Genomic DNA, 20,309 nt, shown 5'->3' on the forward strand with positions numbered 1-20,309 from the left:
GCGCACCCCCTGCCGTAGGTTCTAGGCAGATGAGAGATACACCCCCACCCACAGGGGACTGTGGGTGACCTCAGGCCGGGGCCTCCCCAGCTTCGACCTGGTCGTGCCCTCGCGCACACCGGAGCCGACGGCTCCGGATCTCCTCACCGATCGGACGGTCGCCCGCCCCAGACCCCCCGGGGCGCGCGACGTTCCGGTCCGGACGGCCGCCTCGGAACCATCCCCCCTCGTTCCGGGGCGGCCGACCTCCTTCTCCGCTGCCCGGCCGGATCTGCCAGGCTGTGCGCCGTGGCGATCCTCCTCCCCCTCGGGCTTCCGGCCCTGCTGTTCGCGCTGATCACCTGGCAGGTCGTCGCCGACGGCGCCCTGGTGGGCGCGGACGAGCGGCTCAGCCGCGCCCTGGTCCACCCGGACCTCCTCTCCGAGCTCCTCGCCGACCTGGGCGCCGTCCAGGTCGCGGTGCCGGTGCTCGCCCTGGTGGCGGCGTACGTCGCCCGGCGGGGCCGGGCCGGCGGCGCGGAGCGGTGGTGGCGGCCCGCCGTGGCCGCGGCGCTGCTCATGGCCCTCGTCCCGGCGCTGGTGATCCCCCTCAAGGAGCTCACCGGCCGGCCGGGCCCACCGGTCATGCCGCCGGGCACCGGCTACTACCCCTCCGGGCACACCGCCACGGCCGCCGTCGCCTACGGCTCAGCCGTGGCCGTCCTCCTCCCCTGGCTCCGCGCCGCCCCCGCCCGCCGGGCGGCCGTCGCCGCCTGCGTCGTCGTCAACCTCGGCGTGGGGTTCGGGCTGGTCCGCCGCGGCTACCACTGGCCGCTGGACGTCGTGGCCGGCTGGTGCCTCGGCGCGGTGCTGCTGACCGGCCTCGTGGTGTTCCTCGGCCGGGGCGGCCGGCCTCCCCGGGGGGTCAGCTGTCGAAGCCGAGGCCCAGCCGGTCCATCGTCCGCAGCCACAGGTTGCGCCGGCCGCCGTGCGCGTCCGCCCGGGCCAGCGACCACTTGGTGAGCGCGATGCCGGTCCACGCGAAGGGCTCGGGCGGGAACGGCAGGGGCTTGGTGCGGACCATCTCCAGCTCGGTGCGCTCGGTGCGCTCCCCCGCCAGCAGGTCCAGCATCACCTCGGCGCCGAAGCGGGTGGCCCCGACCCCGAGACCGGTGTAGCCCGCCGCGTACGCCACCCTGCCCCGGTGGGCGGTGCCGAAGAACGCCGAGAAGCGCGAGCAGGTGTCGATGGCGCCGCCCCACGCATGGGTGAAGCGGACGCCCTCCAGCTGCGGGAAGCAGGTGAAGAAGTGCCCGGCGAGCTTGGCGTAGGTCCGGGGCCGGTCGTCGTACTCGGCGCGCACCCGGCCGCCGTACGGGTAGACCGCGTCGTAGCCGCCCCACAGGACGCGGTTGTCCGCGGACAGGCGGAAGTAGTGGAACCGGTTGGCGCTGTCCCCGAGGCCCTGGCGGTTCCGCCAGCCGATCGACGCCAGCTGGGCGGCGGTGAGCGGCTCGGTCATCAGGGCGTAGTCGTAGACCGGGACGGTGTACGGACGGACCCGTCTGACCAGGCTGGGGAAGACGTTCGTGCCGAGGGCGACCCGGCGGGCGCGGACCTGGCCGTACGGGGTGCGGACGGCCAGCCCGCCGCCGTACGGGCGCAAGGTCAGGGCCGGGGTGTGCTCGTACACGCGGACGCCGAGGTCCAGGCACGCCCGCTTCAGCCCCCAGGCGAGCCGGGCCGGGTTGAGCATGGCCACGCCCCGCCGGTCCCACAGGCCCGCCCGGAAGGTCGGGGAGTCCACCTGCTCCCGCACCGCGTCGGCGTCCAGGAACTCGACGCCGTCGGCCAGGCCCCGGCGCCGCGCCTCCTCGTACCCGTCGCGCAGTTCCCACGCCTGGTGGATCTCGGTGGCGACGTCGATCTCGCCGGTGCGTTCGAAGTCGCAGTCGATGGCGTGGCGGGCGACCGCCCGCTCGATCTCGTCGAGGTTGCGGGCGCCCAGCTCCTGGAGCCGGTGGATCTCCTCCGGCCAGCGGGTGAGGCCGTTGGGCAGCCCGTGGGTGAGGGAGGCGGCGCAGAAGCCGCCGTTGCGGCCCGAGGCGGCCCAGCCCGCCTCGCGGCCCTCGAGGAGGACGACCTCCCGCCGCGGGTCGCGTTCCTTGGCGATCAGCGCGGTCCACAGTCCGCTGTAGCCGCCGCCGACGACCAGCAGGTCGCAGGTCTCGGCGGCGGTGAGCGCGGGCTCGGGGCGGGGTCTGGCGGGGTCGTCCAGCCAGTAGGGGACGGGCTGGGCTTCGGAGAGGGACTTCGTCCAGCGGCTCATGGCGCTCGGGGCCATGATCTCAACTCCCTACGAGGATCTCTCTATGCCTTCTGTCTGTCTCTGCGGTGGCCGACCACCGTCGACGCCAGCACGAGCAGCACGGCGACGACGAACATGGCCGTTCCGACGACGTTGATCTGCACGGGCGTTCCGCGCTGGGCCGAGCCCCAGACGAACATGGGGAAGGTGACGGTGGAGCCCGCGGTGAAGTTGGTGATGACGAAGTCGTCGAAGGAGAGCGCGAAGGCGAGCAGCGCGCCCGCGGCGATGCCGGGGGCCGCGATCGGCAGGGTGACCCGCCAGAACGTCTGGAACGGGCCGGCGTACAGGTCCTGCGCCGCCTGCTCCAGCCGCGGGTCCATCGACATCACGCGCGCCTTGACCGCCGTCACGACGAAGCTGAGGCAGAACATGACGTGGGCGATCAGGACCGTCCGGAAACCCAGCTCGGCGCCCATGTTGAGGAACAGGGTGAGCAGCGAGGCCGCCAGGACGACCTCGGGCATCGCCATCGGCAGGAAGATCAGCGCGTTCACGGCGCCCCGCGCGCGGAAGCGGTGGCGCGCCAGCGCGAAGGCCGTCATCGTGCCGAGGACGGTGGCGCCGAGCGTCGCCCAGAACGCGATCCGCAGGCTGACCGACAGCGCGTCGCACAGGCCGGGGACGCCGCACGGGTCCCGCCACGCGTCGAGCGAGAACCGCTGCCACTCGTAGTTGAAGCGCCCCTTCGGCGCGTTGAAGGAGAACACCGCCACCACGACGTTGGGCAGCAGCAGGTAGGCGAGCGTCACCAGGCCCGCGATGACGACGAGACGGCGCTTGAGCCAGTCGGCGAAGGGCATGTCAGACCAGATCCTCCGTCCCGGACCTGCGGATGTAGAGGGTGACCACGAGCAGGATCGCGGCCATCAGGATGAAGGAGAGGGCCGCGGCCGTCGGGTAGTCCAGAACGCGCAGGAACTGCGTCTGGATGACGTTGCCGGCCATGCGCGTGTCCGTGGAGCCCAGCAGGTCCGCGTTGACGTAGTCGCCGCAGGCCGGGATGAAGGTCAGCAGCGTGCCCGAGACCACGCCCGGCGCGGACAGCGGGAGGGTGACCTTCCGGAAGGTCGTCCAGGGCCTGGCGTACAGGTCGCCCGCCGCCTCGTGCAGCCGGGGGTCGATGCGCTCCAGCGAGGTGTAGAGCGGCAGCACCATGAACGGCAGGAAGTTGTACGTCAGTCCGCACACGACGGCGAGCGGCGTGGCCAGCACGCGGTCGCCGGAGGTCCAGCCGAGCCGGGCGGTGACGTCCAGGACGTGCAGCGCGTCGAGGGCGCCGACGACCGGGCCGCCGTCGGCGAGGATCGTCTTCCAGGCGAGGGTGCGGATCAGGAAGCTGGTGAAGAACGGCGCGATCACCAGGATCACGACCAGGGTCCGCCAGCGGCCCGCGCGGAAGGCGATGAGGTAGGCGAGCGGATAGCCGAGCAGCAGGCACAGGACCGTCGCGGTGCCCGCGTAGAGCACCGAGCGGACGAACTGCGGCCAGTACTCGCCCAGCGCGTCCCCGTAGGTGGCGAAGTGCCAGGTGACCCGGTAGCCCTCCTCCAGGGAGCCCGTCTGCACGGACGTGGAGGCCTGGTAGACCATCGGCAGCGCGAAGAAGACCAGCAGCCACAGCACGCCGGGCAGGAGCAGCAGGTACGGCGTGCGGCGGCCCCGCCCGCGCGGCGGCCGCCGCTCCCCGGGGGCGGCGGGGGTGAGCGGCGGGGGCGCCTCGGTGAGCGTCGTCATCGGGCGGCCGCCTCCTCCGCGGCCGGGCTCCCTTCCCCGTCCGGTGCGAACCGGGCGGCGTCGAGACCGAAGGTGTGGGCCGGGTTCCAGTGCAGGACGACCTCGGCGCCGGGCGCCAGCCGGGGGTCGCGGTCGATGTTCTGGGCGTAGACCTCGAAGGCGGGGCAGACGGGGCTGTCGACGACGTACTGCGTGGAGACGCCGGTGAAGCTGGAGTCGGCGATCGTCCCGGTGATCCGGTTGCGCCCGGCGGGGATCTCGCCGGCGTCGTCGGCGTGGGTGAGGGAGACCTTCTCCGGGCGGACCCCCACCAGCACCCTGCCGCCGGCCGCCGTGGGCGCGCCGCACCGCGCCCGGGGCAGCACCAGCCTGCCGCCGCCCGCCCTCAGCACGATCTCGCCGCCGCCGGCGGAGTCGACCTCGGCCTCGATGAAGTTGGAGGTGCCGAGGAAGTCGGCGACGAACGGGGTCCTGGGGTTCTCGTACAGGTCGGTGGGCGAGCCGAGCTGCTCGACGCGGCCCGCGTTCATCACGGCGACCGTGTCGGCCATCGTCATGGCCTCCTCCTGGTCGTGCGTGACGTGCACGAAGGTGATGCCGACCTCGGTCTGGATGCGCTTGAGCTCCAGCTGCATCCGGCGGCGCAGCTTCAGGTCGAGGGCGCCGAGCGGCTCGTCGAGCAGCAGCACCCGGGGGTGGTTGATCAGCGCGCGGGCGACCGCGACGCGCTGCTGCTGGCCGCCGGAGAGCTGGTGCGGCTTCCTGCGCGCCTGCTCGCCGAGCTGCACCAGCTCCAGCATTTCCTCGACCTGCTTCCGCACGTTCCTGACGCCGCGCCGGCGCAGGCCGAAGGCGACGTTCTCGAAGACGTCCAGGTGCGGGAAGAGGGCGTACGACTGGAAGACCGTGTTCACCGGCCGCTTGTACGGCGGGAGACGGGTGACGTCCTGGTCGCCGAGGTGGACGGTGCCGCTGGTGGGCTCCTCCAGGCCGGCGATCATCCGCAGGGTGGTGGTCTTGCCGCTGCCGGAGGCGCCGAGCAGGGCGAAGAAGGAGCCCTGCGGCACGGTCAGGTCGAGCGGGTGCACGGCGGTGACGGAGCCGTAGGTCTTGCTGATGCCGCGGAGGCGGACGTCGCCGCTGCCGTCGTTCGTCATGGTGGTCACGCCCCTATGAGCTTCGCGAACTTCTCTTCGCAGGCCGTCTCCTCCTGCGCGCTCAGGGAGCGGAAGGCACGGGACTTCGCCTGCATGGCCTTGTCGGGGAGGATCAGCGGGTTGTCCGCCGCCGCCTCGTCGATCTTCGCGAGCTCCTCCTTCACCCCGTCGACCGGGCAGACGTAGTTGATGTAGGCGGCGAGCCGGGCGGCGGTCTGCGGCTCGTAGTAGTAGTCGATCAGCCGCTCGGCGTTGGTCTTGTGCCGGGCCCTGTTGGGGATCAGCAGGTCATCGCTGGAGGTCAGGTAGCCGCTGTCGGGGACGAGGAAGTCGATGTCGGGATTGTCCGCCTTCAGCTGGACGACGTCGCCGGCCCAGGCCAGGCAGGCCGCGAAGTCGCCCTTGGCGAGGTCGGAGGTGTAGTCGTTGCCGGTGAAGCGGCGGATCTGGCCCCGGTCCACGGCCTTCTGCAGGCGGGCGATCGCCGCGTCGTAGTCGTCGCCGGTGAAGTCGCCCGGGTCCTTGCCCATGTCGAGCAGGGTCATGCCGACGGTGTCGCGCATCTCGGTGAGGAGGCCGACGCGGCCCTTGAGCCGGGGGTCGTCGAGCAGGTCGGAGACCGACGTCACCTCGATCCCGTCGAGCGCCTTCCTGTTGTAGGCGATGACGGTGGAGATGCCCTGCCAGGGGTACGAGTACGCCCGTCCCGGATCCCCGTCGGGGCTGCGGAACTGCGGCGCCAGGTTGGCGAAGGCGTGCGGCAGATGGGCCGGGTCCAGCTTCTGCACCCATCCCAGGCGGATGAGGCGGGCGGCCAGCCAGTCGGTGAGGACGACGAGGTCGCGGCCGGTGTCCTGGCCCGCGGCGAGCTGCGGCTTGATCTTGCCGAAGAACTCGCCGTTGTCGTTGATGTCCTCGGTGTACCGGACCGTGATGCCGGTCCGCTCGGTGAACGCCTCCAGCGTCGGGTGGCGCCTGCCGCTGTCGTCGACGTCCATGTACTCGGTCCAGTTGGAGAAGGCGACGGTCTTCTCCTGCGCCGAGCGGTCCTGTGCGGAGACGCCGCCCCGGGACCCGCCCGCCGCGGGGATGCCGCAGGCGCTCAGCGTCCCGGACCCGCCGGCCGCGAGCGCGCCGCCCGCACCGGCGCGCAGCAGGGAACGGCGGGTGAGGGCCGCCCTGCCGTTGCGGAGACTGCGCCGCACGGCGGCCGCTCGGGCCGGGGACAGGCGGTCGGGCTCGTACTGCTCCATACGCGTGGTGCCCTTTCGGGAGGGTTGGTGGTCGTGGTCGGCGGCCGTCCGTCACATGCGGCGGTGGCCGGTCACGGTCCGGTCGTCGCCGGTCGGCGGTTGCCGCCGGTCCCCGAAGCGGCGGGCGGCACCGGCGAAGGGCGCGGTGTCGTCGGTCCTCCCCGGCCCGTCGGACTCACGGGCCGGCTTCAGCGGCTTGCCGCACCGGAGGGACCCCCCGGCGCGGGCCGGGTCCTCGGCGCGGCCGGCCGGCCCGGCGGCGAGCCGGTCCGGGGCGGCCGGGGTGGCGCTGCCCGGGTTGTGCAGGTCGCTCTCCTCCCTGTCCCCGCGAGAGGGCCGACGTGGCTCAAGCTCGACTTGAGCGCCGATCCTGACAGAGCAGTGAGACTCCAACAAGTGATTCCGTTGTTGCCTTTTGGTTACGCGACGAAATCTGTTGATCAACTGTCGGGCGCGGCCCGAAAAAGGGTACGGAGCGTCGGGGGCGGGTGCCAGACTCGGCCGCATCGGACGGATCACGGGGGCGAGCGGATCGCGGGAGGCGAGGGATCGCATGACGGACGGGACGGACCGGGGCACCGGGACGGTCGATTCCCGGCAGGCGCTGATCAGGGCGGTCCGCGCGGGAGCCAGGGTCAGGTATCTGCACTTCTGGGGACACCGGCCGCGGCCGGACGGCCGGCTCGGGCCGGGCTGCCTGAGCCAGTGGTGGCCCTCGCCGTTCACGGTCGACGGGGTGGCGTACGCGACCGCCGAGCACTGGATGATGGCGGGCAAGGCCCGGCTGTTCGGTGACGCGGAAGGGGAGCGGCGGGTGCTCGGCGCGGCGCATCCCGCCGAGGCCAAGAAGGCGGGGCGGCTGGTGCGCGGCTTCGACGAGGCGATATGGCGGCGGGAGCGGTTCCGGATCGTCGTCGAGGGCAATGTGCACAAGTTCGGCGCGCACGCCGGGTTGCGGGAGTTTCTGCTGAACACGGGGGATCGGGTACTGGTGGAGGCGAGCCCGGTGGACCGGGTGTGGGGCATCGGGCTGGCCGCGGCCGACGAGGCGGCCCAGGATCCGGAGCGGTGGCGGGGACCGAATCTGCTGGGGTTCGCCCTGATGGCGGCGCGGGAGCGGCTGCGGGCCGGGTGAGCGGGGATGGCCCGCCGCGGGGAACGGGACCGGTGCGCGGGCCGGCCCCTCGCGGCGGGCCGGGGGTCAGGACGCGCCGATCCCGCCCATGATGCCGGCGAAGAGCAGGAAGCCCAGCAGCGGAAGCAGCACCGTGGCCACGATGCCGCAGACCAGGCCGGCGGTCGCCGCCCCCTTGTTGGTGGCCTCGCCGCGGTTCGCCTTCCCCCGGCCGATGGCGCCGAAGATGATCGCCAGGATGCCCAGGACGACGCCGAGGAACCACAGGAAGAAGGTCAGGCTGCACACCACGCCGATGATGCCCAGCACCAGCCCGGTGGTGCCCATGCCGTTGCTCGGCTGCAGGGGCTGGGTGTAGCCGGGCGCCTGCGGGTAGGGCGCGGCCGGCCAGCCGGGGCCCGCCGGCTGGCCGTAGCCCGGACCGGACTGCGGGTAGCCGTAGCCCGGGGCCGGCTGCTGCGGGGGCTGGGACGGCGGCCCGAATCCGCCGGGTGTGGGATTGGTGTGGGACATGAAGCGGTCTCCCCTCCGTTGACAGACGAGGCATGGTAGTGGCCTGTTCGCCGCGGAGAGCTCCCTTTCGCGGGGCTGGTGCGGAGGCGTTTCGGCCGGGGGCGTCGGTGGGTTCGGTGGTCGGGCGGGGGCACGGGCCCTGGTCCGGCGGCCGGGCGCCGCGGCCGTCCGGGGCTCAGCGGTCGGCGAGCACCGTGGCCGTCGGGGTGAGGGCGCCGTAGTACGGGTCGTGGCCGTCCTGCTCCTCGTTGATGGCGGCCGTGATCCCGACGGCGATCAGGACGATCACGATGACACCGAGGACGAGGCCGATGACGCCCATGATCAGGCCGGCCTGGGCCTGGCCGTGGTTGTCGGCCAGGCCCTGCTCGGCCTTCTTGCGGCCCTTGATGCCGAAGACCACGGCGAGGATGCCGAGCACGACCGAGACCACGCCGTACATGCAGAACAGGCAGCAGGACAGGATGCCGAGCACCATCGCCGCGATGCCCGTGCCGTTCTGCGGGGCCATCGGCATGCCGGCCCAGCCGTAGCCCTGGGGGTAGGCGGGGTAGCCGTATCCGCCGGGCGCTCCCGGGCCGGTGGGCGCGACGGGCGGGGGCGGCACCGCGGAGCCGGAGCCGCCGAACGGAGGCGGGCCGCCCACCGGAGCGGATCCGCCGGGCGGGACGTGGCCGGGCGGGGGGAAGCCGGGCGGGGGGAAGCCGGCGGACGGCATCGAGGCCATCGTGGCCTGGTCGTGCACGGACGGCGGCTGCGCCGGGGGCGCCTGCGGCGGCTGCCCGGCGGCGGGGGCCCGGTCCTTCTCCGGCGCGGGCCTGCTCTCGGGTGGCGCCCAGGGGTCGTAGTCGCCCGCGCTGTCCCCGCCCGGCCGCGGTGTGTCCGTCATGTCGCTTCCCCCCGTGGGTCGATCGTGCCGCCATGCTACGGCCACCCCCGCCGCCCGCCACCGCCCGGCCCCGCCCCGCGCCCTCCCCACCAGCCGGGACACCGCCCCGCCCCCCTTCTCTCCCCCGGCCCTTGTCCCGGCCCCTGCCCGAACGCTCTGCCCCCGCGCCGTTCCACCGCCTACGATGATCCCGGCCCACCGATCAGCCGATCACCGCGTCCCGTCCGCCGCACCCCACGGACCGGACGCCGTTCTGGGGAGGAACCTTGACCGACCACCTCGTCGACGCGCACGCCCCGCGCGACCTGCGCGCCTTCATCGCCGCGCTGCCGAAGGCCGAACTGCACGTGCACCACGTCGGCTCCGCCTCCCCCCGCATCGTCTCGGAGCTGGCCGCCCGCCACCCCGACTCCAGGGTCCCCGCCGACCCCGAGGCCCTGTCCGACTACTTCACGTTCACGGACTTCGCCCACTTCGTCGAGGTGTACCTGTCGGTCGTCGACCTGATCCGCACCCCGGAGGACGTGCGGCTGCTGACCTACGAGGTGGGCCGGGAGCTGGCCCGGCAGCAGGTGCGGTACGCCGAGCTGACCGTCACCCCGTACTCCTCCACCCGCCGCGGCATCGACGAGCGGGCCTTCATGGACGCCATCGAGGACGCCCGCAAGGCGGCGGAGGCCGAGTTCGGCACCGTGCTGCGCTGGTGCTTCGACATCCCCGGCGAGGCCGGGCTCACGGCGGCCGAGGAGACCACCCGGCTCGCCACCGACGACCGGCTGCGCCCCGAGGGGCTGGTCTCCTTCGGGCTCGGCGGACCCGAGATCGGCGTGCCGCGGCCGCAGTTCGAGCCGTACTTCGACCGGGCCCTCGCCGCGGGGCTGCACTCCGTCCCGCACGCCGGCGAGACCACCGGCCCGGAGACGGTGTGGGACGCGCTGACCCACCTGCGGGCCGAGCGCATCGGCCACGGCACCAGCTCCGCGCGGGACCCGAAGCTGCTCGCGCACCTCGCCGAGCACCGCATCCCGCTGGAGGTCTGCCCGACCTCGAACATCGCCACCCGCGCGGTGCGCACCCTCGACGAGCACCCGATCAGGGAGTTCGTACGGGCCGGGGTGCCGGTCACCGTCAACTCCGACGACCCGCCGATGTTCGGCACCGACCTGAACAACGAGTACGCGGTCGCCGCCCGCCTGCTCGACCTCGACGAGCGGGGCCTGGCGGAGCTGGCGAAGAACGCGGTCGAGGCGTCCTTCCTGGACGAGGCCGGCAAGGCCCGGATCAGGGACGAGATCGACGCGTACACCTCCTCCTGGCTCGCCGCCTGATGTCCCCCGCCCTTCGCCGGGTGACCGCCGTCGCCCACCGCGGCGACCCCTACCGCGTCCGCGAGAACACGGTCGGCTCACTGCGTTCCGCGCTCCGCCGGGGCGCGGACGCCGTCGAGATCGACGTCCGGCTCACCCGGGACGGCGTGCCCGTGCTGCTGCACGACGAGACGCTGAAACGGCTGTGGGAGCGGGACCGGCCGCTGCGCGCGCTGTCGGCGGCCGAGGTGCGCGGGCTGACGGACGGTCTGGTGCCGACGCTGGCGGAGGCGCTGGAGGCGACCGACGGCAGCCGGGTGATGCTGGACCTGCCCGGCGCGCCGGACCCGGCGGCGGTGCGCCGGATCGCGGGCGTGGTGCGCGAGTGCGGGGCGCGGGACCGCGTGTACTACTGCGCGGGCGCCCCCGCCATGCTCGCCGTGCGCGCCGCCGATCCGGCCGCCGAGATCGCGCTGACCTGGACGACCCTGGCCCCGCCCCGGCCCGTCCTGCTGGCGGCGGTCCGTCCGCGCTGGCTCAACTACCGCTTCTCGCTGGTCGACCGGGCCCTGGCCGACCGCGTCCACGCCGGCGGCCACCTGCTGTCCGTCTGGACCCCGGACACCCGCCGCTCCATGCGCCGCCTGCTCGCCCACGGCGTCGACTCGATCACCACCAACCGCGTCGACACGCTGTGCGCGCTCAGGAGAGGCCTTCCGGCGGAACCGGCGTAGGCGCCTTTCGGCCACCGGAGTACGCCGACGGCGGCGCGACCGCCTGCGCGTCCGCCCCCGCAGCGTCTCCGCCGGCCCGGCGACGACGTCGACGGCGGCACCGTACGGCACGGCCGGCGGCGCCGCGTCCGTGAGGACATGAAGCCGGTGGCCGCGCGGATCGCCGAGGCGGCGCTCAGCGGCTGAGCACCAGGCTGGTCACCGGAGCGGTCAGCGCCTCCAGCCGCTTGATCTTCTGCCGGACGACGGCCAGCGGGATGATCCCGAACACTCCGAACGACATGTCGATCAGGGACCACCAGAAGGGGATGCCGCGGATCGGCCCGCAGATCAGGGCGAGCGGGACGATGCCCGCGCAGGCGATCATCCCGAACTCCACGACCCAGATGTTGCGGACCGGGTCGCGGTAGGGCCCGTAGAACGCGACCGCGATCACCAGGTGCGCGAAGGCCAGCCAGTCCGTGCCGTACAGCAGGAACGGGTACTCGGCGTCGGCCTCGTCCAGACCCGCCCGGACCCGCTCGATCCAGCCCGTCAGCCCGGGCAGGTGGGCGTCGGCGGAGAGCGCGTGCAACAGCTGCTCGGCCCACCGCAGTTCGTGCACCAGGGGGAAGGCCGTGGCGCCGCTGAGGACCAGGCAGACGACGAAGAAGACCAGCCATGCGCGGATGCCCTTCAGCAGGGCGGCTCTGTCGCTCACGGGGCCCACTCTACGCTCGCGACTGAACACGTTCAAAAAGACCTCGGGCGGCCCGGGCGGCCCGCCGTCCAGGCTGCCGGCGCCCGTGGCCGGGGCGGCGGGCGGACGCAAGGCCGCGGCCCCGGACGGGAGTCACCCGTCCGGGGCCGTACCGGGAGCGCGGCCCGCGGCTCACCCGTCCAGCGACGTCATCACGTGCTTGATCCGCGTGTAGTCCTCGAAGCCGTAGCCCGACAGGTCCTTGCCGTAGCCGGACTTCTTGAAGCCGCCGTGCGGCATCTCGGCGACCAGCGGGATGTGCGTGTTGATCCACACGCAGCCGAAGTCGAGCTTCTTGGACATCCGCATCGCGCGCGCGTGGTCCTTGGTCCACACCGAGGAGGCCAGCGCGTACTCGACGCCGTTGGCCCACTCCACCGCCTGGTCCTCGTCGCGGAAGGACTGCACGGTGATGACCGGGCCGAAGACCTCCTTCTGGATGATCTCGTCGTCCTGCCTGACGCCGGAGACCACGGTCGGCGCGAAGAAGAAGCCCTTGTCGCCGACGCGCTTGCCGCCGGCCTCCACCCGCGCGTGGGCGGGCAGCCGCTCGATGAAGCCCTCGACCTGGGCGAGCTGGTCGGGGTTGTTGAGCGGCCCGAACAGCACGTCCTCGTCGTCCGGCATGCCGGTCCTGGCCTCGGCGGCGGCCTTGGCGAGCGCCGCGACGAACTCGTCGTGGATCGCCTCGTGGACCAGGACGCGGCAGGCGGCCGTGCAGTCCTGGCCGGCGTTGAAGAAACCGGCGACGGAGATGTCCTCGGCGGCCTTGGCGATGTCGGTGTCCTCGAAGACGACGACCGGCGCCTTGCCGCCCAGCTCCAGGTGGACGCGCTTGACGTCCTTGGCGGCGGACCCGGCGACCTGGATGCCGGCGCGCACCGAGCCGGTGATGGAGGCCATCGCCGGGACGGGGTGCTCGACCATCATGCGGCCGGTCTCGCGGTCGCCGCAGATGACGTTGAAGACGCCCTTGGGCAGGATCGAGCCGAGGATCTCGGCGATGAGGACCGTGGAGGCCGGGGTGGTGTCGGAGGGCTTGAGGACGACCGTGTTGCCCGCCGCGATCGCCGGGGCGAACTTCCACACGGCCATCATCATCGGGTAGTTCCACGGCGCGACCTGCGCGCAGACGCCGACCGGCTCGCGGCGGATCATGGAGGTCATCCCCTCCATGTACTCACCGGCCGACCGGCCCTCCAGCATCCGCGCCGCGCCCGCGAAGAAGCGGATCTGGTCGACCATCGGCGGGATCTCCTCGGAGCGGGTCAGCCCGATCGGCTTGCCCGTGTTCTCCACCTCGGCCGCGATGAGTTCCTCGGCGCGCTCCTCGAACGCGTCCGCGATCTTCAGCAGGGCCTTCTGGCGCTCGGCCGGGGTGGTGTCGCGCCAGCCGGGGAAGGCCGCGGCGGCGGCCGTCATCGCGGCGTCCACGTCCGCCTGTCCGGACAGCGGGGCGGTGGCGTACGCCTCGCCCGTCGCGGGGTTGACCACTTCGGTGGTCCGTCCGTCGGCGGCGTCCCGGAACTCACCGGCGATGTAATTGCGCAGCCGACGCAGCTCGGTGCTCACTGCGGCCCTCCAAGTTCGGGTGTCCCAATCACTGAGACACCCACCCTAGTCAGTGACGCCACGTTTTCAACACCCCCGCTCCCGCCAGGAGTGCGGAATCCGCAGGCTGGAACTTCATAAACAACGGATTTCATCGATCCAGCCTTGCGAAACTGTCGAGACGTCGTGCACAGTGAGCTCGTGGCCAGTCGAAGCGCAGACCAGAGGGACTCCCGCGAGTCCAGGAACGGCGGCACCACCCAGCTGGACGCCGTCTCCCTCGCCATCATCGAGCAGCTCCAGGAGGACGGCCGCCGGCCGTACGCCGCCATCGGCAAGGCCGTGGGCCTGTCCGAGGCGGCCGTGCGCCAGCGCGTCCAGAAGCTGCTCGACCAGGGCGTGATGCAGATCGTCGCCGTCACGGACCCGCTCACCGTGGGCTTCCGCCGGCAGGCGATGGTCGGCATCAGCGTCGAGGGCGACGTGGAGACCGTCGCCGACGCGCTGACCGCCATGTCCGAGTGCGAGTACGTGGTGATGACCGCAGGCTCCTTCGACCTGATGGTGGAGATCGTCTGCGAGGACGACGACCACCTGCTGGACGTCATCAACAAACGCATCCGGGCCGTCCCCGGAGTGCGCTCCACCGAGAGCTTCGTCTACCTCAGGCTCAAGAAGCAGACCTACATGTGGGGAACCCGATGAACGTGAGCACCGACCGCCCGAAGGACCTCAGCAGGGCCGCGTACGACCACCTGTGGATGCACTTCACCCGCATGTCCTCGTACGAGAACTCCCCCGTGCCCACCATCGTCCGGGGCGAGGGCACCCACATCTACGACGACCGGGGCAGGCGCTACCTCGACGGTCTCGCCGGCCTGTTCGTGGTCCAGGCCGGTCACGGCCGCGTCGAGCTGGCCGAGACCGCCTTCAAGCAGGCGCAGGAGCTGGCGTTCTTCCCGGTGTGGTCCTACGCCCACCCCAAGGCCGTCGAGCTGGCCGAGCACCTGGCCCACCACGCGCCGGGCGACCTGAACAAGGTCTTCTTCACCACCGGCGGCGGCGAGGCGGTCGAGACCGCCTGGAAGCTGGCCAAGCAGTACTTCAAGCTGGTCGGCAAGCCCACCAAGCACAAGGTGATCTCCCGCGCGGTCGCCTACCACGGCACCCCCCAGGGCGCCCTGTCCATCACCGGCCTGCCGGCCCTGAAGGCTCCCTTCGAGCCGCTGGTGCCGGGCGCGCACAAGGTCCCGAACACCAACATCTACCGGGCGCCGGTCCACGGCGACGACCCGGAGGCGTTCGGCCGCTGGGCCGCCGACCAGATCGAGCAGCAGATCCTCTTCGAGGGCCCGGACACGGTCGCCGCGGTCTTCCTGGAACCGGTGCAGAACGCGGGCGGCTGCTTCCCGCCCCCGCCCGGCTACTTCCAGCGGGTCCGCGAGATCTGCGACCGGCACGACGTGCTCCTGGTCTCGGACGAGGTCATCTGCGCCTTCGGCCGGCTCGGCACCATGTTCGCCTGCGACAAGTTCGGCTACGTCCCGGACATGATCACCTGCGCCAAGGGCATGACCTCGGGCTACTCCCCGATAGGCGCCTGCGTCGTCTCGGACCGCGTGGCCGAGCCGTTCTACCGGGGCGGCAACACCTTCCTGCACGGCTACACCTTCGGCGGCCACCCGGTCTCCGCCGCGGTGGGCCTGGCCAACCTCGACCTGTTCGAGCGGGAGAACCTCAACCAGCACGTCCTCGACAACGAGGCCGCGTTCCGGGCCACGCTGGAGAAGCTGCACGACCTGCCGATCGTCGGCGACGTCCGCGGCAACGGCTTCTTCTACGGCATCGAGCTGGTCAAGGACAAGGCCACGAAGGAGTCCTTCGACGCGGAGGAGACCGAGCGGGTCCTGTACGGCTTCCTGTCCGGGAAGCTGTTCGAGAACGGCCTGTACTGCCGGGCCGACGACCGCGGCGACCCGGTCGTCCAGCTCGCCCCGCCGCTGATCTCCGACCAGTCGACCTTCGACGAGATCGAGCAGATCCTGCGCGCGACGCTGTCGGAGGCGTGGACGAAGCTGTGATCATCGTCCTGGACGATCTGTGATCATCTTCCTGGATGACCGGAACCGGCCCCGGCGCCGCCCGTTCGAGTGAGAAACGGCGGCCCGGGGCCGCGTGCTGTCCGGCCTCCCGCCGTCTTCTGCCTAGCGTGCCAGTGACCGATCGGCCTCGCCTTCGTTCCCCCGGACGGGGGAACGGCACGGGAACTACGGATCTGAACCGAGGTGTACGCCCATGGAGGTCCCACCGGACAGCGACGTGCTCTGGGCACACGCCCTGCACTTCCGGCACGACGACGGCTCGCCCGGGCTCAGCGGCGTCTCGCTCGGCGTCCGGGAGGGCGAGATCCTCGCCGTCAGCGGACCGCGCGGCAGCGGCAAGACGACCCTGCTGCGGTGCCTGTCCGGCCAGGTGCCCGTGGCGCGCGGCGAGGTGTGGTTCAACAGCGTGCCGGTGCACACCATGGGCCCGCTCACCCGCGAGCGGCTGCGCCGCGACCGCTTCGGCTGGATCGACCCGGCCCCCGTGCTCGTCCCGGAGCTGAGCGCCTGGGAGAACACCGCCCTCCCCCTGATGCTGCGCGGCACCGGCCGCCGCCGCGCCAAGGCCGCCGCCCTGGAGTGGCTGGAGCGCCTGGACGTCGGCGGGGCGGCCCGCCGACGCCCGCACGAGCTGCGCCAGGCCGAGCGGCAGCGCGTCTGCATCGCCCGCGCGCTCGCCCCCGCCCCCTCGGTGCTCTTCGCCGACGAGCCGACGGCCCCCCTGCACCGCGCGGACCGCCGGCACGTCCTGCGCACGCTGCTGGCGGCCGTCCGCGCGCACGGCGTCACGGTCGTCCTGGCCACGCAGGACCCGGAGACGGCCGCCCTCGCCGACCGCACGGTGTCGCTGCTGGACGGGCGGCGCGTGAAGACGGTGCACCTGCCCCCGGTCTCCGAGACCACCGGGACGGAAGGCCGGGCCGCGTGCTCGCTCTCCGCCTGACCCACGGCGCCCACCTCGCCGTCCGGCTGCGCCGCCTTCTGCTCGCGACGGCGTCGGCGGGCACGGGATTCCTGCTGCTGTGCAGCCTCGGCCACGCCCTGAGCCACCCCGGGGCGCCGGGCGCCTCCGCCCTCCGCCTGGCCTGGTGCGCGGCCCCGCTGGCCGCCACCGTGCACTTCGCGGTCGTCGCCGCCCGCACCGACCCGGCCACCCGGCCCCGCCCCGGTCTGTCGGCGATCGGCCTCGGCCCCGGCCGTCTGATGGCCGTCTCGGCGACGGTCACGGCCCTCGCCTGCACGCTCGGCTCGCTGCTCGCCCTGCTCCTGTTCCTCCACCTCCGCGGCGACCTGGGCGGCCCGCCCTTCGCCGGCCCGGCCCCCGACGTCCTCGCCGCCGGCCGGCCCCTCCCCCTCCCGGCCGCCCTGACCCTGCTCACCGTGGTCCCGGCGAGCGCGTCGCTGGCGGTGGCCCTGGTCCTGCGCCCCCGCGACCCCCGCCCCGCCGCGTCCCCCGGCGGGGCCGGCCGCCCCGACGCCGCCCGGGAGACGGCCGGGGCGCACACGCGCTCCCGTACGCGGGCCGGGGACACGGAGCGCCGGGCCGCCGCGCCGCGGCCCGCGGACGGCCGGCGGGGCCTGCCGGACGCCCCCGCCGGCCCGGCCCCCGAGCCCCCGTCCGCCTCCGGGCCCCCGTTCCCCCGCGGCGCGCCCGCGAGCCTTCCGTGGGGCATCGCCGTACTCGCCGCGGGCCTCGCCGTGGAGACGTACACGAGCCGTACCGCCACCGCCCCCGTCCTCACCGCCGATCCCGCCGGCGGCCCCCCGGGCGTCCTCCTCGGATGGGTCCTCACCGCCCTCGGTCTCGCCCTGGCCGGGCCCGGCCTCACCCACCTGTGCGGGCGGCTGCTGCAGAGCGTCCGCCCCGGCGCCCTGCGCCTGCTCGCCGGCCGTGTCCTCATGGCGGAGGCGACCCGTATCGGCCGCCCCCTCGGGATCGTCTGCGCGGTGGGGTCGGCGGCGTACGCGACGGCGGTCCTGTACGGCGCCGGCGGACCCTTCTCCGGTCCGCTCGGCGCCCTCGGCGCGCTCCTGGTGGCCGGCTGCGCGCTGGCCACCCTGCTCACCACCGCCGCGGAGACCAGGCACGCCCGGGCCGAGATCACGGCCGCGCTGGTGCGCCTCGGCGCGCCCGCGGCGGTGCTGCGCGGCGCCGCCGCCCTCCGCGCCGCCGCGCTGCTGGCGCTGTGCGGCCCGGTGACCCTGCTCGTCGCGGAGCTGGCGGCGCTGCCGCTGACCCGCTGAGCGACGCGGCCGGCCCCCGGGCGAAAAAAGTTCCGCGCCCGCCGATGAGTTCCGCCCCGGCCGCCGGTCTACCCCACCGAACACCGCGAACCGGATGGGAGAGACCCCGATGACCACGGCGTACCAGCAGATGATCTTCGTCAACCTGCCCGTGGACGACCTCGACGCCTCGAAGAAGTTCTTCACGGAGCTGGGTTACTCGATCAACCCGCAGTTCAGCGACGAGAACGCCGCCTCGGTCGTGATCAGCGACACCATCGTCGCGATGCTGCTGACCAAGCCGTTCTACGCGACCTTCACCAAGAAGGAGATCGCGGACGCCACGCGGACCAGCGAGGTGCTGCTGTGCCTGAGCGCCGAGAGCCGCGAGAAGGTCGACGAGCTGGTCGAGAAGGCCGTCGCCGCCGGCGGCACCGCCTCGGAGCGGGTCCAGGAGCTGGACTTCATGTACGGCCGCTCCTTCGACGACCTGGACGGCCACACCTGGGAGGTCGTGTGGATGGATCCGTCGGCGGTGCAGGGCTGACCGGACCGGATGCCTAGCATGGGCGGGTGCATCCGACGCCCGCCCAGCCGTACGACGGCTCCCGCGACCGTGAGATAGAGACCCTCGCCGAGTTCGACGAGGTCGTCTCCGCGCACGGCACCCTCGCCCACCACCGCGTCCAGGCCGTCGACCTGACGGACCGTACGGACGTCCTGCTGACCGTCGACACCGCCGGCGCCGTCTTCCTCGGCTGCCCGATGGACCCCCGGGCGGCGGCCGGGGTGCGGGCCGCCGGGGCCCTGGTGTTCCCGCCGGTCCCGGGCCTGCCGTTCGACCCCTATCGCGGGCACGTCTACTCCCCCGAGGAGCTGTTCGCCTCCCTCGGCGAGGGGTACGAGGCGACGCCGGACGCCCGCGCGTACGCCTGGTTCCGGCGGACCAGGGCCGACGGGGACGTCTTCGGCTCGCTGCTGCGCGCGATCCACGACGACTCCGTCTCCGACGCCCTCGACGAACTCCTCACCGGCGCGCAGGTGGTGGGCGTCATGGGCGGCCACGCCATGGCGCGCGGCACACAGGCGTACGCGGGTGCCGCGCGCCTCGGCCGGGAGCTGACGCGCGCCGGGTTCACCGTGGCCACGGGCGGCGGGCCGGGCGCGATGGAGGCAGCGAACCTCGGCGCGTACGCCGCCCCGTTCGGCGACAGGATGCTGGAGGAGGCCCTGCTGCTCCTCGCCAAGGCCCCGTCGTTCGTGCCGTCGGTCACCGAGTGGGCGCGCGCCGCGTTCGAGGTGCGCGAGCGCTGGCCGGGCGGCGGCGCCTCGGTCGGTGTCCCCACCTGGTTCTACGGTCACGAGCCGCCCAACCCGTTCGCCGCGCACATCGCCAAGTACTTCGCCAACGCCACCCGCGAGGACGGCCTGCTGGCCCGCTCGAACGCGGGCGTGGTGTTCCTGCCGGGCGCCGCCGGCACCGTGCAGGAGATCTTCGACAACGCGACGCCGAACTACTACGAGTCGCGGGGCGAGCCCACGCCCATGGTGCTGGTGGACCGGGCCCACTGGACGGAGCGGCTGCCGGCCTGGCCGCTGCTGCGCTCCCTCGCCCGGGGGCGGTCGATGGAGGCGCGCATCGCGCTGGTCGACCGGATCGACGAGGCTCCGGAGGCGTTGAAACGTCTCGCCGGTTAATAAGAGGGCAAAGCCAACACCCGTTGCCTGCCTACGCGTTGACACTGCTTATGTGCCGCTTATAGACCTGTGAGTCTCTTGGGAGCGCCGATGTCCGCAAAGTGGTGGACCGTCAGCGCTCCCTCCACCCCCCGCATTTGGGCATTCTGTAAAGGACAAACGTGACAGTCCTGTCCATATCCCGCCGTACCGCAGCGCGTTCCGCGCGCGTTCTCGGCGTCGCCTCGGCCTCGGCCGCGCTCGCGCTCGGTGTCGCCGGCACCTCCTTCGCCTGCAACATCAACGAGTTCTCGGCCGAAGCCGCGTGCGACGGCGACAAGGGCGTCATCACCGTCACCGACGTGGACCCGGCCGGCGTCCCGGCGACCGTCACCGTCTACCTGCAGGACAAGCAGATCGGCCAGCAGGTGGTCAAGGGCTCGCGCGAGGGCACCACCATCACCTTCGCCGAGGACTGGAAGCCGAACACCGAGTACCGCATCCACGTCAAGGCCGAGCCCTACGTCGACGAGGACATCAAGCCGAACCTGGTCACCCCGGCCACGGCCTGCAAGACCTCCGAGGAGTCCCCGGCCCCGGTCCCGACGCCCACTCCGACGGCGCCGAGCGAGACGCCGTCGGAGTCCGCCGCCCCGGCTCCGTCCGAGGAGACCACGGCGCCGGCCCCGTCGGCCCCCGCAAGCGGGAGCGCCGCCCCCGCGGACACGGCGGGCAACGCTCCGTCGCCCGCGACCGGTGACTCCAACCTCGCCGAGACCGGTGCGAACTCCAGCACCGGCCTGATCGCCGGCATCGCGGCCGTCCTGGTCGTCGTCGGCGGTGGCGCGGTCTTCCTCGGCATGCGCCGCCGCGGGGCGAACAGCGGCAGCTGATCCCCCGCACACCCCGTCGTGGCCCGTCTCCGCCGTCCGCGGAGGCGGGCCA

20 protein-coding genes are annotated in these 20,309 nt (G+C 73.1%); 11 read left to right on the plus strand and 9 right to left on the minus strand.

Annotation, left to right across the window (positions count from 1 at the left end; translation table 11 throughout):
* The first annotated feature begins 60 nt into the window (after positions 1–60).
* Positions 61–1,002, plus strand: a complete 942-nt coding sequence (locus tag ACIBAI_RS20520; RefSeq protein WP_399036155.1) for a phosphatase PAP2 family protein — start codon at positions 61–63, stop codon at positions 1,000–1,002.
* Here ACIBAI_RS20520 and ACIBAI_RS20525 read toward each other — a convergent pair.
* Genes ACIBAI_RS20525 through ACIBAI_RS20545 form a run of 5 tightly spaced genes read right to left on the minus strand, consistent with a single transcriptional unit; the run spans position 905 to position 6,494 of the window.
* On the minus strand, positions 905–2,323 hold the full coding sequence (locus ACIBAI_RS20525; protein WP_399036156.1) for an NAD(P)/FAD-dependent oxidoreductase: 1,419 nt from the start codon (positions 2,321–2,323) through the stop codon (positions 905–907). The two genes, ACIBAI_RS20520 and ACIBAI_RS20525, sit on opposite strands and share 98 nt — an antisense overlap.
* A gap of 26 nt (positions 2,324–2,349) precedes the next feature.
* A complete protein-coding gene (locus ACIBAI_RS20530) occupies positions 2,350–3,150 on the minus strand; it encodes an ABC transporter permease (protein WP_399036158.1) in 801 nt (266 codons plus the stop codon).
* A 1-nt stretch (position 3,151) separates the two neighbouring features.
* Positions 3,152–4,084 carry an ABC transporter permease gene (locus ACIBAI_RS20535; RefSeq protein ID WP_399036159.1) on the minus strand — a complete coding sequence of 311 codons (933 nt, stop codon included), beginning with the start codon at positions 4,082–4,084 and terminating at the stop codon, positions 3,152–3,154.
* Positions 4,081–5,241, minus strand: a complete 1,161-nt coding sequence (locus ACIBAI_RS20540; protein WP_399036284.1) for an ABC transporter ATP-binding protein — start codon at positions 5,239–5,241, stop codon at positions 4,081–4,083. Before ACIBAI_RS20540 ends, ACIBAI_RS20535 begins: the two co-directional genes overlap by 4 nt.
* A 5-nt stretch (positions 5,242–5,246) precedes the next feature.
* Positions 5,247–6,494 carry a spermidine/putrescine ABC transporter substrate-binding protein gene (locus ACIBAI_RS20545; RefSeq protein ID WP_399036161.1) on the minus strand — a complete coding sequence of 416 codons (1,248 nt, stop codon included), beginning with the start codon at positions 6,492–6,494 and terminating at the stop codon, positions 5,247–5,249.
* Between the two features lie 553 nt (positions 6,495–7,047).
* Here ACIBAI_RS20545 and ACIBAI_RS20550 point away from each other — a divergent pair.
* Complete coding sequence (locus ACIBAI_RS20550) at positions 7,048–7,629, plus strand: NADAR family protein (RefSeq protein WP_399036163.1); 582 nt, start codon at positions 7,048–7,050, stop codon at positions 7,627–7,629.
* 66 nt (positions 7,630–7,695) lie between these two features.
* Here ACIBAI_RS20550 and ACIBAI_RS20555 read toward each other — a convergent pair whose 3' ends face one another.
* Both ACIBAI_RS20555 and ACIBAI_RS20560 read right to left on the minus strand, forming a co-directional pair.
* A complete protein-coding gene (locus ACIBAI_RS20555; RefSeq protein ID WP_399036164.1) occupies positions 7,696–8,142 on the minus strand; it encodes a DUF4190 domain-containing protein in 447 nt (148 codons plus the stop codon).
* Positions 8,143–8,317: 175 nt separating this feature from the next.
* On the minus strand, positions 8,318–9,031 hold the full coding sequence (locus ACIBAI_RS20560) for a DUF4190 domain-containing protein (RefSeq protein ID WP_399036166.1): 714 nt from the start codon (positions 9,029–9,031) through the stop codon (positions 8,318–8,320).
* 266 nt (positions 9,032–9,297) lie between these two features.
* Here ACIBAI_RS20560 and ACIBAI_RS20565 point away from each other — a divergent pair, with 266 nt between their 5' ends.
* Both ACIBAI_RS20565 and ACIBAI_RS20570 read left to right on the plus strand, forming a co-directional pair.
* Positions 9,298–10,359, plus strand: a complete 1,062-nt coding sequence (locus tag ACIBAI_RS20565; RefSeq protein ID WP_399036168.1) for an adenosine deaminase — start codon at positions 9,298–9,300, stop codon at positions 10,357–10,359.
* Positions 10,359–11,072: a glycerophosphodiester phosphodiesterase gene (locus tag ACIBAI_RS20570; RefSeq protein ID WP_399036171.1), complete on the plus strand. Its 714-nt coding sequence runs from the start codon at positions 10,359–10,361 to the stop codon at positions 11,070–11,072. The genes ACIBAI_RS20565 and ACIBAI_RS20570 overlap by 1 nt, the downstream gene beginning before the upstream one ends.
* A gap of 175 nt (positions 11,073–11,247) precedes the next feature.
* Here ACIBAI_RS20570 and ACIBAI_RS20575 read toward each other — a convergent pair whose 3' ends face one another.
* Together ACIBAI_RS20575 and ACIBAI_RS20580 are read right to left on the minus strand one after the other, a co-directional pair.
* Entirely contained in the window at positions 11,248–11,772 is a 525-nt protein-coding gene (locus ACIBAI_RS20575; RefSeq protein ID WP_399036173.1) for a hypothetical protein, read from the minus strand.
* A 171-nt stretch (positions 11,773–11,943) separates the two neighbouring features.
* Positions 11,944–13,383: a gamma-aminobutyraldehyde dehydrogenase gene (locus ACIBAI_RS20580; protein ID WP_399036174.1), complete on the minus strand. Its 1,440-nt coding sequence runs from the start codon at positions 13,381–13,383 to the stop codon at positions 11,944–11,946.
* Positions 13,384–13,548: 165 nt separating this feature from the next.
* On the opposite strand from ACIBAI_RS20580, the gene ACIBAI_RS20585 reads away from it, so the two are divergent.
* From ACIBAI_RS20585 to ACIBAI_RS20615, 7 genes are all read left to right on the plus strand, one after another.
* A complete protein-coding gene (locus tag ACIBAI_RS20585) occupies positions 13,549–14,067 on the plus strand; it encodes an Lrp/AsnC family transcriptional regulator (RefSeq protein ID WP_399036176.1) in 519 nt (172 codons plus the stop codon).
* Entirely contained in the window at positions 14,064–15,443 is a 1,380-nt protein-coding gene (locus ACIBAI_RS20590) for an aspartate aminotransferase family protein (protein WP_399036178.1), read from the plus strand. The genes ACIBAI_RS20585 and ACIBAI_RS20590 overlap by 4 nt, the downstream gene beginning before the upstream one ends.
* A 214-nt stretch (positions 15,444–15,657) precedes the next feature.
* Entirely contained in the window at positions 15,658–16,407 is a 750-nt protein-coding gene (locus tag ACIBAI_RS20595) for an ABC transporter ATP-binding protein (RefSeq protein WP_399036179.1), read from the plus strand.
* Entirely contained in the window at positions 16,389–17,708 is a 1,320-nt protein-coding gene (locus ACIBAI_RS20600; RefSeq protein ID WP_399036182.1) for a hypothetical protein, read from the plus strand. Before ACIBAI_RS20595 ends, ACIBAI_RS20600 begins: the two co-directional genes overlap by 19 nt.
* 109 nt (positions 17,709–17,817) lie before the next feature.
* Complete coding sequence (locus ACIBAI_RS20605) at positions 17,818–18,234, plus strand: VOC family protein (RefSeq protein WP_399036184.1); 417 nt, start codon at positions 17,818–17,820, stop codon at positions 18,232–18,234.
* A 26-nt stretch (positions 18,235–18,260) separates the two neighbouring features.
* Positions 18,261–19,385, plus strand: a complete 1,125-nt coding sequence (locus ACIBAI_RS20610; RefSeq protein ID WP_399036185.1) for an LOG family protein — start codon at positions 18,261–18,263, stop codon at positions 19,383–19,385.
* A gap of 161 nt (positions 19,386–19,546) precedes the next feature.
* On the plus strand, positions 19,547–20,257 hold the full coding sequence (locus ACIBAI_RS20615; RefSeq protein ID WP_399036188.1) for an LAETG motif-containing sortase-dependent surface protein: 711 nt from the start codon (positions 19,547–19,549) through the stop codon (positions 20,255–20,257).
* The last annotated feature ends 52 nt before the right edge of the window (positions 20,258–20,309 follow it).

The organism is Streptomyces sp. NPDC051041, from assembly GCF_044456065.1.
GTDB classification, from domain to species: domain Bacteria; phylum Actinomycetota; class Actinomycetes; order Streptomycetales; family Streptomycetaceae; genus Streptomyces; species Streptomyces glaucus.